Source organism: Mesoflavibacter sp. SCSIO 43206, from assembly GCF_019904215.1.
Taxonomy (GTDB): Bacteria; Bacteroidota; Bacteroidia; order Flavobacteriales; family Flavobacteriaceae; genus Mesoflavibacter; species Mesoflavibacter zeaxanthinifaciens.
In genome coordinates this window covers 2508190-2522061 of record NZ_CP063201.1, presented here as the reverse complement: position 1 = coordinate 2522061, position 13872 = coordinate 2508190, and the positions used below count along the sequence as shown (strand labels likewise).

Sequence of the window (13872 nt, the reverse complement as noted above, 5' to 3'; positions counted from 1 at the left end):
ACACTTTAAATTTGTGTAAACAACAATAAAACGATGTATTTAATCGGTGATTCTAAACACTTAGTCGATACAGCAAAATTACTTAACCTTTTGTTTAAAAGAACTATTGTTATATTTCATATCTTTATTTAAGAATTAACAATTAAAACTATTTATATGGCAGTTAAAGAAAAATATCAAAGCGTATTAGATTTAGGTGAAAAGTTAAATATCCAAAACGGAGATGTTTGGGTTGAGGACGGAATATTAAAAGTAAAAGGTACTGCAGCTACGCAATACGAAAAAAACTTAATTTGGGACGAAATTAAAGCTGTTGCTGGCGAAGAAGCGCCAACAGACATCAAGGCTAACATTACAGTTGCAGATGAAAGCGTATACGCAAAACATACTGTAAAAAGTGGTGATACTTTAGGTAAAATAGCTAAACATTATTATGGTAATGCAGGTAAATACACCGCTATTTTTGAAGCTAACAAAGACATCCTAAAAAATCCAGATGTGATTTTTCCAGATCAAGAACTTAAGATTCCTAATTTATAGGATTTATAACTAAAAATTAAAAAAGCGAACCTTCTGGTTCGCTTTTTTTATGATAGAAATTCTAATTTAAATTATCTAATCTGGTATTTACCAAGTTTAAAATCTTTTCAAATTGTTGATCTAAAGTTAAATTAGAATTATCGATTTCTATAGCGTCTTCTGCTTTAACTAAAGGCGAATTTTCTCTATTAGAGTCTATATAATCACGCTCTCTAACATTTTTAAGCACATCTTCATACGTTATATTATCACCTCTTTCTATTAATTCGTCATAACGCCTTTGTGCTCTAGTTTCGGCAGATGCAGTCATAAATAATTTAAGTTCTGCATTAGGAAAAACTACGGTTCCAATATCACGACCATCCATAACAACACCTTTATCTTTACCCATTTGATGTTGTTGTTTTACTAATTGGTAACGTACTTCTGGTATTGCTGCTACTTTACTTACATAGCTTGATACTTCAAGTGTGCGTATTTGTTTTTCAACATTTTTTCCATTTAAATATACTTCTGCAAAACCTAGATTTGGATTAAACTTAAAACTAATTTCTACGTTACTTAAGTTTGATACTAAAGCGACAACATCAAAATGGTCTTTGTCAATCCATCCATTTTGCATAGTATACAACGTTACAGCTCTGTACATAGCGCCAGAGTCTACATATATATAACCTAAGTGTTTTGCCAATTGTTTTGCTACTGTACTTTTTCCTGTTGAAGAAAATCCGTCTATAGCGATTGTTATTTTTTGCACGTTTTAACTTTTAGGCTTCAAAAATAGGGATTAAAATTGATTAAAAACGATTATGTTTTATTTAAACATCTTTGCTTAATTGTTAAACTGAATAAGAAATAACACGCACTTCCTTAATTTGAATTATATTTATCCTTAAATATTAAAACTTATGACTTTTTTCAATAAAATAAAATGGACCCTTGGTATTTTAATGGTTTTTGTTTTAATCGTAACCACAAATCTTATTGACAGAAACAACTTTGTGCGCGTAAAAGATTCAGTCGTGTCTATTTACGAAGATAGACTTGTTGCTAAAAACTTAATTTTAGAGTTTTCAAATTCTATACATAAAAAAGAAGTTGCAGTTGCATTATCAGATTCTACTTTTTTTAAAGTTTCTAATAAAGAAGAAAATAAAAATATAGAAAACCTTATTTCTAAATTTGAAGCTACCAAACTTACTAAAGAAGAAAGTAAAACTTTTAGTAACCTAAAAGAAAACTTACAACAACTAAATAATACAGAATCTAAATATGTGACTTCTAACTTTTCTAGCAAAGAAGACATGTTTAAACAAATAGCTAAGATTAAAAAGAATTTAGAGGACCTATCTAAAATTCAACTTTTAGAAGGAAGTAAACAAATGTCAATTAGTAAAAAAGCTATAGACTCGGTTGAATTATTTACACAAATAGAAATTTACTTATTAATATTTCTTGCTATCGTAATACAAATAATTGTAATGTATAATCCAAAAAAAGAAGACAATTAAACACTACTGTAAATCAATATGCAAACCAAAAAAGTTAGCATCTGTAGCTGCTGTATATTTAGCATGTGTATAACTAAAACGAAGCTTGTTAATTTTTACTGCAAAACCAGCAGATAAACCAGAAAAGTTACGCTGATCAACAACACGAAGCTCTTCTGCTCTTCTAAAATTATAGCCTAAACGAATATTAAAACCTTTATCAGGAAATAACTCTGCACCAATAATTGTGTGTCTTAGCACATTATTAAAAAAGCCTATATTTTCTTGCGTTTGATTACCTTCTAAATCTGTGGTTGCTCTTGCTGGATTAGAAACACCGATTGGCCACTCTTGAAGATTTTCAAAAGTAAGATGCCAACGTAACGGGATGTTTTCTAACGTTTGACTTAAGCCAATATTTACTTCTAGTGGTAAAGACTCTTGTAAACCTGCGTAGGTTGTAATTTGTGTTCCTAAATTTCTAACAACAAGTGTTGCTTGAAATTCTAAATCTTCATCTATATAAAGTAAGCCTAAATCTGTAGCTATACCAAATGAATTATATTGTTCTAAACGAGACGTTATAAATTTTAAATTTCCTCCAAAATAAAAATCACTATACCCTATTTGTAAAGCATAACCTAAAGATAATGCGGCTTCGCTACCTGTAAATGTTCCTGTAGGATTACCTTGCTCATCATAACCATCAAAATCACCATAATTAATATATGTTACACCTGCATGAAAAGTTTGTGTACGCCTATCCCATGTGTAAGCGTATGCTGCTGTACCGTAATTAATACCACCTAAATAACTGCTGTAATTAAGTGCAAATTGATTATCCATATTTACATTAATAGTTGATGGATTGTAAAGTGCTTGTGTTACGTCGTAATCTACATTGGTTAACACTTTACCTCCAAGCGCTGCTTGACGTGGTGATGCAATTAAATTTAAAAATTGGTAAGTAGATTGTCCACCTAATTGCGAAAAGCAATACGTGCTAAAAAGGCAAGCAGTAAACAGGACAACTTTTTTAAACATAAGGTTGCAAAGTAAATAAATCTCTTTTAAAACGTAGTTATAGATGATTTATTTTTTAGCTTAATTTTATTTAAAAATATCTATTAGTATTTTAAATATTACAACAATAAAAAAAGCTACCTGTTTATGGTAGCTTTTTTTAAAATTTGAAATTATAATGATTTTGCGTTTTTAACTTTTTGATTTGTTATTGCAATGTCTATTACTTCTTTCATGTCTGTAACGTAATGAAATGTAAGCCCTTTTAGATATTCTGGTTTAATTTCTTCTATATCTCGTCTGTTGTCTTCGCATAATAAAATCTCTTTAATTCTAGCACGTTTTGCTGCTAAGATTTTTTCTTTAATACCACCAACTGGTAACACTTTTCCACGAAGTGTAATTTCTCCAGTCATTGCAATGCTCTTTTTTACTTTCTTTTGAGTAAATAAAGACACTAAAGATGTTAACATCGTAACACCTGCGCTTGGTCCGTCTTTTGGTGTTGCGCCTTCAGGAACATGAATATGAACATTATAATTATTGAACACATCAGAGTTTATTCCTAAAGTTTCAGCATTTGCTTTAATATATTCCATAGCAATTGTTGCCGATTCTTTCATGACTTTACCAAGGTTACCTGTAATAGTCATAGCGCCTTTTCCTTTAGATAAGATAGATTCTATAAATAATATATCACCACCAACTCGTGTCCACGCTAATCCTGTAACAACACCAGCAACATTGTTGTTTTCGTATTTATCACGTTCTAATTTTGGTCCGCCTAGTACATCTATAACATCTTCATTAGTTACCTTAATATTATACTCTTCTTCCATAGCAATATTTTTTGCTGCGTGACGCACCATTTTTGCTATTTGTTTTTCTAGACCACGTACACCAGATTCGCGTGTGTAACCTTCAACAATTTTTTCTAATTGCGGCTTACCAATTTTTAAATCTTTATCAGTTAAACCGTGTTCTTTTAACTGCTTAGGTAGCAAGTGACGTTTTGCTATTTCAACTTTTTCTTCGATAGTATAACCTGTAACATTAATAATTTCCATACGGTCTCTTAATGCTGGCTGAATAGTATTTAAACTATTTGAAGTGGCAATAAACATTACTTTTGATAGGTCGTAACCCATTTCTAAGAAGTTATCATGAAACTCGCTATTTTGTTCTGGATCTAACACTTCTAATAATGCTGAAGATGGATCGCCTTGATGCGAATTTGATAGTTTATCAATTTCGTCTAAAACAAATACAGGATTTGATGTTCCTGCTTTTTTAAGACTTTGAATAATACGACCTGGCATTGCACCAATATAAGTTTTACGGTGACCTCTGATTTCTGCCTCGTCACGTAATCCTCCTAAACTCATACGCACGTATTCTCTACCTAAAGCTTCTGCAATAGATCTTCCTAAAGATGTTTTACCAACTCCTGGAGGACCGTAAAGACAGATGATTGGCGACTTCATATCATTACGTAGTTTTAAAACTGCTAGATGCTCTATAATTCGTTTTTTAACATCGTCTAAGCCATAATGGTCACGATCTAATATTTTTTGTGCGCGTTTTAAATCAAATTTATCTTTACTAAACTCGTTCCACGGTAAATCTAAAAATAAATCTAAGTAGTTACGTTGAATAGAATACTCAGCAACCTGCGGATTCATGCGTTGCATTTTTGATAATTCCTTTTCAAAATGCTTTGCTACTTTTTCGTCCCAATTTTTAGATTTAGCACGAGTTTTCATTTCTTCTATTTCTTCAGCATTTCCGCCACCTAATTCTTCTTGAATGGTTTTTAACTGCTGATTTAAGAAATACTCACGCTGTTGCTGATTTAAATCGCTTTGTACTTTTGATTGAATATCATTTTTTAACTCCAATTTTTGAAGCTCGATATTCATATAACGTAACGTCTCTAAAGCTCGATCTTTTAAATCGTTTATCTCTAATAGTTTTTGCTTTTCTTCAACAGATAAATTCATATTTGAAGACACAAAATTGATTAAAAACGATTCGCTTTCTATATTTTTTATAGCAAAAGTCGCTTCAGTAGGAATATTTGGACTATCCTTTATAATTTGAACTGCTAAATCCTTTATACTTTCTATAATCGCATTAAATTCTTCATTTTTAACAGCTGGTGCTGCTTGCGAAACTTCTTTTACCGTTGCTTTAATATAAGGATCTTCAGTTAGAACTTGGTCTATCGCAAAACGCTTTTTACCTTGGATAATCACGGTTGTATTCCCATCAGGCATTTTAAGCACTTTTAAAATACGAGCTACAGTACCTGTTTGATGGATATCGGTAACTTTTGGATCTTCTACATCTTCGTCTTTTTGTGCCACTACACCTATTACTTTTCCACCTTTATTAGCGTCGTTTATAAGTTTGATAGACTTGTCTCTTCCTGCTGTAATTGGGATAACTACACCTGGAAAAAGTACCGTGTTGCGTAATGAAAGTATTGGTAAACTTTCTGGTAATTCTTCTTTATTAATTTTTTCTTCGTCTTCAGGAGTCATTAATGGAATTAATTCTGAGTTTTCATCAAAATCTTGTAATGACAAACTGTCAAGTGATATAAAATTAGATTTCTTCATAAGTATGTTTTAAGTCAAAATGTCATTAAAAAGTAATGGTTTCGACTTTTATAGTTTTAAATTGAATTATTCAAATCCTATAAAACATTGATATACTAGCTATTAATGTTAAATTAGAATGCAATAACGATATATAAATTTCAATTAACGTGCCACTTCTTTATTCCTTTTAAAAAGTTGAAACTTTAAAATTGAAAAGAATTTTGAAAAATTTTTAAAGAAAGTGTAACAATGATTATTAAATTAACTCTTTATAATAAACCATCACATTTTTGACACTAACTAATCATAATACTGAACAACTTGTTATGCTTTGCGTATCTGGCAACCAAAAAGCCCAAATGGAGCTTTACAACAGGTATTACAAAGGATTGTATAACACGTCGTACAGAATTGTAAATGACAGTTTTGAAGCTGAAGATATTATGCAAGAATCATTTATCACGGCATTTTCAAAATTAGATAGTTTAAAAGATAAAAAGACCTTTGGTGGCTGGTTAAAGCGTATTGTAATTAATAACAGCATACAAGCTTATAATAAAAATAATAAGCAACACGATGTCGCTTTAGATGATGTGCTTTATAAAGTTGAAGACCATCAAGGTATTGATACAACTGTTGAAATAACAAACATAAAAGTGCAACAAGTATTAGAAGCTTTAAATCTTTTAAAATCTAATTACAAAGTGGTCTTAACCCTAAATTTAATTGAAGGTTACGATTATGAAGAAATTGGAGACGTAATGAATATTAGTTACGCTAATTGCAGGACTATGATATCTAGAGCTAAAGACAGTTTAAGAAAAAAATTAGAACAATTAAATTAATTGTTATGAGTAAAGATAATTTAGAACATTTATTTAAAAACTTAGAAGGACAATTTGATGTAGAGACACCAAATAACGGTCATGGAGCACGTTTTTTAGAAAAATTAAATGCATTAGAAAACACCAAAACTATTGTACAAAAAGATTCTAAAACGTACTGGAAACCTTTATTAGCTGTAGCAGCTTCTATTGTTCTAATTATTTCTATAAGTTTTGGTGTGCAAGCTAAAGAACAACCTAAAGATTTAGCTAGCGTATCACCAGAAATGGCAGAAACACAACAGTTTTTTACCAATGCTATTGCTTTTGAAGTTAACAAATTAAAAGCAGAACAAACCCAAGAAACTAAAACAATTATTAACGACGCTTTAAAACGTCTAAACGAACTAGAAAAAGAATACGACAACCTTAAAATTAGCTTACAAGAAAGTGGCGAAGATCAATTAGTTATCTATGCTATGATCACCAACTTTCAAAACAGAATAGACATTTTAAAAACAACATTACAATATATTGAAGACCAAAAAGAACTTAAACAAAATAACTATGAAACTACTATATAAACTAACATTACTTCTACTCTTACCTGCAGCTATTTTTGCTAATAATGATAATGATTGGAAAGGTAAACACACCAAGAAAAAAACTATAAAAAAAGAATATAACGTCTCTAAAGACGCTACGTTAAAAATAGATAATCGTTATGGCAACCTTGATGTTATTACTTGGAACGAAAACCGAATTGTTTTTGAAATCACCATCACTACTAACGGTAATGACGAGGACAAAGTACAAGATAAATTAGATGATATTGATGTAAATTTTTCTGCGACTTCAAACTACGTCTCTGCAGAAACACAAATTGGTAAATCTAAAAGCAAGTCTTGGTGGAATTGGGGCAACAATAACAATGTTAACATTCAAATTAACTACCTAGTAAAACTACCTATTACTAATAATGTCGATTTAAATAATGACTACGGAAGCATCCTTCTTGGTACATTACAAGGTCACGCCAATATAAATTGTGATTACGGTAAAATTACCACAAAAGAGCTTTTAGCAGACAATAATAATATCTCTTTTGACTATACAAACAATTCTTATTTCGAATATATCGAAAGCGGAAAAATAAACGCAGATTATAGCGGATTTACCGTTGCTAAAGCTAAAAACTTAGACATTGTAGCAGATTACACAAATTCTGTTGTCGAAATTGCAGAAAATGTAACTTACAACTGTGATTACGGAAGTTTACGCGTTAATAACGTCAATAACTTTTCAGGAAACGGTAACTATTTAACCGTTGTTTTAGGTGATGTTTATAAAAATGTAAATATCGAAGCCGATTACGGTTCAATAAAAATTGGAAAAATGACTAAAAATGCCGGCAATGTAGCTATAGACTCAGATTACGTAGGTATTAAAATTGGTATAGATAACGATTACAGTTTTGATTTTGAAATTGACTTAGACTATGGTGGATTAAATGGAGACAATGATTTTGAATTTAATATGAAAAACGAACGCTCTACTAGCAAATACTATAAAGGCTATAAAAACACTAAAAATTCTGGTAATTTAATTACTATAAAATCAGACTACGGAAGCGTATCTTTCGATAATAAATAAAAACATTAATCATAAAACCATATACAATGAAATCTTTAAAAATCACATTAATATTAGCAATAGCACTAGTTAGTATTAACACTGCATGTGCCCAATGGGGAAACAAAAAAGTAAGAGGTAACGGAGACGTTACAACAATTACCAGAACAACATCTAGCTATGACAACGTAAAATTAGCAGGTTGGATGGATTTTGAATTAGTTAAAGGCAAAGAAGGTAAAATAACCCTAGAAGGAGAAAGTAATTTATTAGATTATATCATAACAGAATCTGAAGGAAACAGCTTAATAATTAAAATAAAAAACAATATCAATCTTAAACCTACCAGCAATAAAGGAATAAAAATTACTATACCTTTTACAGATATTAACAAAGTAACACTATCTGGTTCTGGAGATGTTACTTGTAATACTACAATAAAATCAAGTAATTTTGAAACACGTCTTTCTGGTTCTGGAGATATTACATTAGATATCAATGCAAATGACACCGAAGTAGTTGTAACTGGTTCTGGAGATATTAACCTATCCGGAAAAACAGAAAAATTAGAAGTGTCTGTAACAGGATCTGGAGATTTTGATGGAGGAAATTTAAGCGCAAATTACACAGAAGCTAAAGTAACAGGATCTGGAGATATCGTTGTTGTTGCCAATAAAGAGATAGAAGCAAGAGTAACAGGATCTGGAGATATAGAATATAAAGGCAATCCAGAAAAAGTATCAAAAAAAGTAACTGGTTCTGGTGATATTAGTAATTAAAAACTATAGTTAGTATAAATAAAAAAGCCACTATTTAAATAGTGGCTTTTTTATGTTTCTTATATATTACTAATTTACTTTTTGCCATATAGATTCTGCTACAATATCTATTTCTGTTTCAAACCCATTGTTAGACTGCAATGTTGTTTGATTTTGAGAAAATGTTAGCGTTTGCCCATCTGCACTTATACTATAATTGCTAGTTTGATTGTCCTCAAAAGCAGATTGATCTACACCTTCAAATGAAAAATCAAAAAAAGCACCTTCTGTAGTAATCTCATTACCGTCTGTTGTGTAAGATCCTGATCCTGTAACATCTGTTAATGTTAAATTATCTTGTTGAGAAATTCCTCCAGCCTCAATAAATGTATCGTAACTATAACTACCTGTAGTAGAAAATTCTGTATCAGTAAAAGTAACCTGATAATCTGTTGAAGTAGAACTTACTAATATTTCTGTTATCATATCTCCTGAAGGAAGAGTAGCAGAATTTATCATATCTACATCAAAACTAACAAGGTCCCAAGTCCCTACTAAGCCTGCATTATTAGAACTGTTATTACTATTATTTATACTATCAATAGACTCTTGGTCATAATCCAAAGGTTCATTTTCACAAGTAAAAGCAGACAATAAAATAAATAGTGACAGGAAAGGTAAAAGTGATTTTTTCATTATAAAAATTAGTTGATTGTTATACAAACATAAAAAATTATTCTAGTTTTTGTTGTTTTAACACCCTAAAAAGTAATATAATACCAATTAAAAAGAATATAAATAAGAATAAAATTGAATTACGCATACTTCCTGTAATCTGATCTATTGTTCCATAAATAATCATTCCTATAACGATACCTATTTTTTCTGCAACGTCAAAAAAGCTAAAATAGGACGTTGTATCTTTTGTTTCTGGTAAAAACTTAGAGTATGTAGACCTAGCTAAACTTTGTATACCACCCATAACAAATCCTACACAACTCGCTGCAATGTAAAATTGTACTGGTGTTTCCATAAAATAAGCATAAAAACACAAACTCATCCATATAAAGTTAACAGCTATTAATGTTTTTATGTTCCCGAATTTTGATGATGCTTTAGATGTTAGCACAGCGCCAACAATAGCTATAAGCTGTATTATTAAAATACTAACTATTAACCCCATAGTTTTAGCATCATCACTTCCCCAATTAATTTCTTCTTCTCCAAAATAAACAGCAACCAACATAATGGTTTGCACAGCCATACTAAACACAAAAAAGGATTGCAAATATTTTTTTAGTAAAACATTTTCTTGTAGCGCTTTCCAGACCACTTTTAGCTCATTAAATCCGTCTAAAACAACTTCTTTAGTTACTTTATGACCTTTAGATGTTCCTTTTGGTAACCAATAAAAGCTATACTGACTAAAACCAATCCACCAGATTCCAACCATGACAAAAGAATAGCGCATCATATCCATTTTTTGACCATCTTCTGCAGTCATAACCATTATTAAATTGATTATTAACAATATAACACTACCTATATAACCTAAACTAAATCCTTTAGCACTTATGCTATCTTGTTGTTCAGGAAAAGCAATATCTGGTAAATAAGAATTATAAAACACCAAACTTCCCCAATAACCAATTAATCCCATAAAATAGAACAGAAGACTAATGTAAATATGATCTAAACTAAAAAAATATAATCCTATACAGCCTAATCCACCTACATAGCAGAAAAACTTAAGAAAGTTTTTTTTATTACCAACATAATCTGCTATTCCAGATAAAATTGGAGACGTAAAAGCAACAACCAAAAAAGTAAAAGCTGTAATAAAAGTAATTAATGCAGTGCTTTTAAACTCAAATCCAAAAGCATTTACAACTTTGTGGGTTTGATTTATAAATAATGCCGAATAAAATATTGGAAATATAGATGAAGCTATTGTTAAAGTATAAACCGAATTTGCCCAATCATAAAATGCCCAAGCATTAAGTAGTTTTTTACTTCCTTTTTGAAGGTTTTCCATTTGATTTTTAGTTAGGTTATGCTCTTAAAAAAAAAGCTGCTCTTAAAAAGAACAGCTCCGAAAGTAATTAAATATTTTTAATTCTCAATTAGTATTTTCCTAAAGGTCTAAAACTAGACACACCAAATTTTTTAGCTTCAGCTTTTGCTTGAGGCGCTAATGCTGTTAAGTTATCTATTCTTGATTCATTAGCTGGATGCGTACTTAATATTTCTGGTGGTGCCTGTCCTCCACTAGCTTGCGCCATACGCTTCCATAACTCTGCTCCTTCATCAGGATTATAACCAGCTATTGCTGTTAAATATAACCCTATACGGTCTGCTTCAGTTTCATGACTTCTACTAAAAGGTAGCATTAATCCTACTTGAGATCCTACTCCATAATATTGGTTAAAAGCATTTCTTGTTTGTTCATCTTTTATAGCAACATTACCTGCAACAGCTCCTACTTGTTGTAACATACCAGCACTCATACGTTGTTGACCATGATTTGCTAATGCGTGCGCCACTTCGTGACCCATGATTACTGCTATAGCTGTTTCATTTTCTGCAACAGGTAAAATTCCTGTATAAAATGCAATTTTACCTCCTGGCATACACCAAGCATTAACCACATCTTCTTGTATTAAATTATATTCCCATTTATAATCATTTAAATATCCTGGTTTTCCGTTAGCATTTAACCAACGTTCTGCAGCAACAGCAATACGTTGTCCCACACGTTTAATCATTTCAGACTGTTGTGTTCCTGTAACCACTTTACCTTCAGAAAGTACTTGATTATACTGAGCAAAAGAGGTAGGAAACAATTGAGAATTTGGTATTAATGCTAATGTCTTTTTTCCTGTAAAAGGATTTGTCGCACAAGAAACTGCCATTAATACTAAAAATGTAAGTGAAGCAATTATTTTATTAATTTTCATAGTTGAAATTTTAAATTCAATCTAATGTACAAAATCTTTCACAAAAATCACTTTAATCTATGTTAGTATAGTCTTAATCTTTTCGATTAAAAGTCATAAAAATCTGCTAAAATGAAGCTTTGTAATGTCTTATTAATTTAAACGACTTATCTTTAATAAAAAACTATGATTATGAAAAAAATAGCTCTACTACTTGTTGTTACCTTAATGTTTAGTTGTAAATCTAAAGGTCAAGACAAAGACGAAAAAGAATCTTTTTCGGTAAGTAAAACTGACTCGCAATGGAAAGCAGAACTTACAGATATGGAATATTATGTTTTAAGAGAAGCCGGAACAGAACGTGCGTTTTCAAGTCCTTTAAATAATGAATACAGATCAGGTACATTTTATTGTGCTGCTTGTAATACACCTTTATTTAAAAGTGAAAACAAATTTGATTCTGGTACAGGTTGGCCAAGTTTTGATCAAGAAATTAAAGGTAATGTTGCCTTTAGCACTGATTATGACTTAGGATATGCAAGAACAGAAGAGCATTGCGCGACATGTGGTGGTCACTTAGGTCATGTTTTTAATGATGGACCTAAAGATACTACTGGAAAAAGACATTGTATTAATGGTGTAGCGTTAGACTTTGTCCCAGAAAAATAATCTTTATTTTACGGTTTAAACTTATTCTTGTAAGGTCTTATTATTAAACGTGCTTCACGGTCAAACCTAACATAATTATAAACCCAATTTATAAAAACAACAAGTCGGTTTCTAAAACCTATTAAGAAAAATAGGTGAACAAACATCCAAACAAACCAAGCAAAAACACCTTGGAATTTAAATTTTGGTAAATCAACAACTGCTTTGTTACGACCAACAGTTGCCATACTTCCTTTGTCTATATACTTAAAAGGTTTTAGAGGCTTGTTTTCTATTAAACGTAGTAAATTATCACCTAAGTGTTTACCTTGTTGTATGGCTGGTTGTGCCATCATTGGATGTCCATAAGGTGTTTGATCTGTTGTCATTTGGGCTACATCTCCAATAGCAAAAATATTATTAAAACCTTTTACTTGATTAAACTCGTTAACCTGTATTCTATTACTTTTAGACAATAATTCTTCTCCATCAATACCATTAATTGCAGCGCCTTTAACTCCTGCTGCCCAAATAACCGTTTCTGCTTCAAAAGTTAAATCACTGTTTGTAGTAACTACATTACCATCATAACCAGTAACTCTTACGTTTTTCCAAACATGCACACCTAAATCTTCAAGAAAATCTTCTGCTTTTTTAGAAGCCTTTTCGCTCATTTCTTTTAATATTCTATCTCCTGATTGTACTAAATTAATCTGTACAGTTCTGGTATCTAAATCTGGATAATCTTTAGGTAAAATTCCTTTTTTTATTTCTGCTAAAGCACCTGCAAGCTCTACACCTGTTGGTCCTGCTCCTACAATTACAAAATTCATTAAAGCATTTCTTTCATGTAAATTTGAAGTTAATAGTGCGTCTTCAAAATTTTCAAGAATTAAGCTTCTTAAGTTTAAAGATTGAGGTATGGTTTTCATTTCCATACTATTATCTTCTATAGATTTATTTCCGAAAAAGTTAGTTTTAGAACCAGAAGCAACTACTAGATAATCAAATTTTAAACTTCCAATATTGCTAATTACTTTACATTTTTCAGTATCAATTTCTGAGACATCTGCTAACCTAAAATAAAAGTTAGGAAAGTCTTTTAATATTTTTCTTATTGGATACGCAATAGAATCAGGCTCTAATCCTCCTGTAGACACCTGATAAAGAAGTGGTTGAAAATTGTGATAGTTATGTTTGTCTAACAACACAACTTGTAATTCTTTTTTAGATAATTTCTTTGCTAATGCTACACCAGCAAATCCGCCTCCAATAATTACAACTCGCGGAAAACTAGATTTTGGAATATTCATAGATATAAACTTATCACAAAGGTAGTAAAAGTTATAATTTTTGAGGTTGTAAAATTCTTTATTCAAATACGATTTCGTAAATTCGTAGCTTCTAAAAAACGACAA

14 protein-coding genes are annotated in these 13872 nt (G+C 30.8%); 7 read left to right on the top strand and 7 right to left on the bottom strand.

Annotated elements, in window-relative coordinates; translation table 11 throughout:
* The first annotated feature begins 156 nt into the window (after nt 1-156).
* Nucleotides 157-540, top strand: a complete 384-nt coding sequence (locus INR78_RS11610) for a LysM peptidoglycan-binding domain-containing protein (RefSeq protein ID WP_106678338.1) — start codon at nt 157-159, stop codon at nt 538-540.
* A gap of 61 nt (nt 541-601) precedes the next feature.
* Here the strand turns inward: INR78_RS11610 and cmk are convergent, their stop codons facing one another.
* Nucleotides 602-1297, bottom strand: coding sequence for a (d)CMP kinase (gene cmk / locus INR78_RS11605; protein ID WP_106678340.1), 696 nt, complete (start codon nt 1295-1297; stop codon nt 602-604).
* Nucleotides 1298-1448: 151 nt separating this feature from the next.
* On the opposite strand from cmk, the gene INR78_RS11600 reads away from it, so the two are divergent.
* Nucleotides 1449-2051: an MCP four helix bundle domain-containing protein gene (locus INR78_RS11600; protein ID WP_027879957.1), complete on the top strand. Its 603-nt coding sequence runs from the start codon at nt 1449-1451 to the stop codon at nt 2049-2051.
* Between the two features lie 3 nt (nt 2052-2054).
* Here the strand turns inward: INR78_RS11600 and porQ are convergent, their stop codons facing one another.
* Nucleotides 2055-3074: a type IX secretion system protein PorQ gene (gene porQ, locus INR78_RS11595; RefSeq protein ID WP_223076639.1), complete on the bottom strand. Its 1020-nt coding sequence runs from the start codon at nt 3072-3074 to the stop codon at nt 2055-2057.
* Nucleotides 3075-3226: 152 nt separating this feature from the next.
* Nucleotides 3227-5674, bottom strand: coding sequence for an endopeptidase La (gene lon, locus INR78_RS11590; RefSeq protein WP_223076638.1), 2448 nt, complete (start codon nt 5672-5674; stop codon nt 3227-3229).
* Nucleotides 5675-5982: 308 nt separating this feature from the next.
* On the opposite strand from lon, the gene INR78_RS11585 reads away from it, so the two are divergent.
* From INR78_RS11585 to INR78_RS11570, 4 genes are read left to right on the top strand one after another with little or no spacing between them, the layout of a single operon-like run.
* On the top strand, nt 5983-6501 hold the full coding sequence (locus INR78_RS11585) for an RNA polymerase sigma factor (protein ID WP_255593072.1): 519 nt from the start codon (nt 5983-5985) through the stop codon (nt 6499-6501).
* Nucleotides 6502-6506: 5 nt separating this feature from the next.
* Nucleotides 6507-7064, top strand: a complete 558-nt coding sequence (locus tag INR78_RS11580) for a hypothetical protein (RefSeq protein WP_223076636.1) — start codon at nt 6507-6509, stop codon at nt 7062-7064.
* Nucleotides 7048-8133: a hypothetical protein gene (locus tag INR78_RS11575; protein WP_223076635.1), complete on the top strand. Its 1086-nt coding sequence runs from the start codon at nt 7048-7050 to the stop codon at nt 8131-8133. The genes INR78_RS11580 and INR78_RS11575 overlap by 17 nt, the downstream gene beginning before the upstream one ends.
* A 26-nt stretch (nt 8134-8159) precedes the next feature.
* Nucleotides 8160-8891, top strand: coding sequence for a head GIN domain-containing protein (locus INR78_RS11570; RefSeq protein ID WP_223076634.1), 732 nt, complete (start codon nt 8160-8162; stop codon nt 8889-8891).
* A gap of 69 nt (nt 8892-8960) precedes the next feature.
* On the opposite strand, the gene INR78_RS11565 is transcribed toward INR78_RS11570, so the two are convergent.
* The 3 genes from INR78_RS11565 to INR78_RS11555 all read right to left on the bottom strand — a co-directional run bounded on the left by INR78_RS11565 (nt 8961) and on the right by INR78_RS11555 (nt 11827).
* The gene (locus tag INR78_RS11565; protein ID WP_223076633.1) at nt 8961-9566 is read right to left on the bottom strand and encodes a hypothetical protein; all 606 of its coding nucleotides are present in this window, start codon (nt 9564-9566) and stop codon (nt 8961-8963) included.
* 37 nt (nt 9567-9603) lie between these two features.
* Nucleotides 9604-10905 (bottom strand): MFS transporter, encoded by a 1302-nt coding sequence (locus INR78_RS11560; protein ID WP_223076632.1) that lies wholly within the window; start codon nt 10903-10905, stop codon nt 9604-9606.
* 88 nt (nt 10906-10993) lie between these two features.
* Complete coding sequence (locus INR78_RS11555; RefSeq protein WP_223076631.1) at nt 10994-11827, bottom strand: M48 family metallopeptidase; 834 nt, start codon at nt 11825-11827, stop codon at nt 10994-10996.
* A 171-nt stretch (nt 11828-11998) separates the two neighbouring features.
* Between INR78_RS11555 and msrB the strand changes: the two genes are divergently transcribed.
* Nucleotides 11999-12475 (top strand): peptide-methionine (R)-S-oxide reductase MsrB, encoded by a 477-nt coding sequence (msrB, locus tag INR78_RS11550; RefSeq protein WP_223076630.1) that lies wholly within the window; start codon nt 11999-12001, stop codon nt 12473-12475.
* Nucleotides 12476-12483: 8 nt separating this feature from the next.
* On the opposite strand, the gene INR78_RS11545 is transcribed toward msrB, so the two are convergent.
* Nucleotides 12484-13767 carry an NAD(P)/FAD-dependent oxidoreductase gene (locus tag INR78_RS11545; RefSeq protein WP_223076629.1) on the bottom strand — a complete coding sequence of 428 codons (1284 nt, stop codon included), beginning with the start codon at nt 13765-13767 and terminating at the stop codon, nt 12484-12486.
* Nucleotides 13768-13872 lie beyond the last annotated feature (105 nt).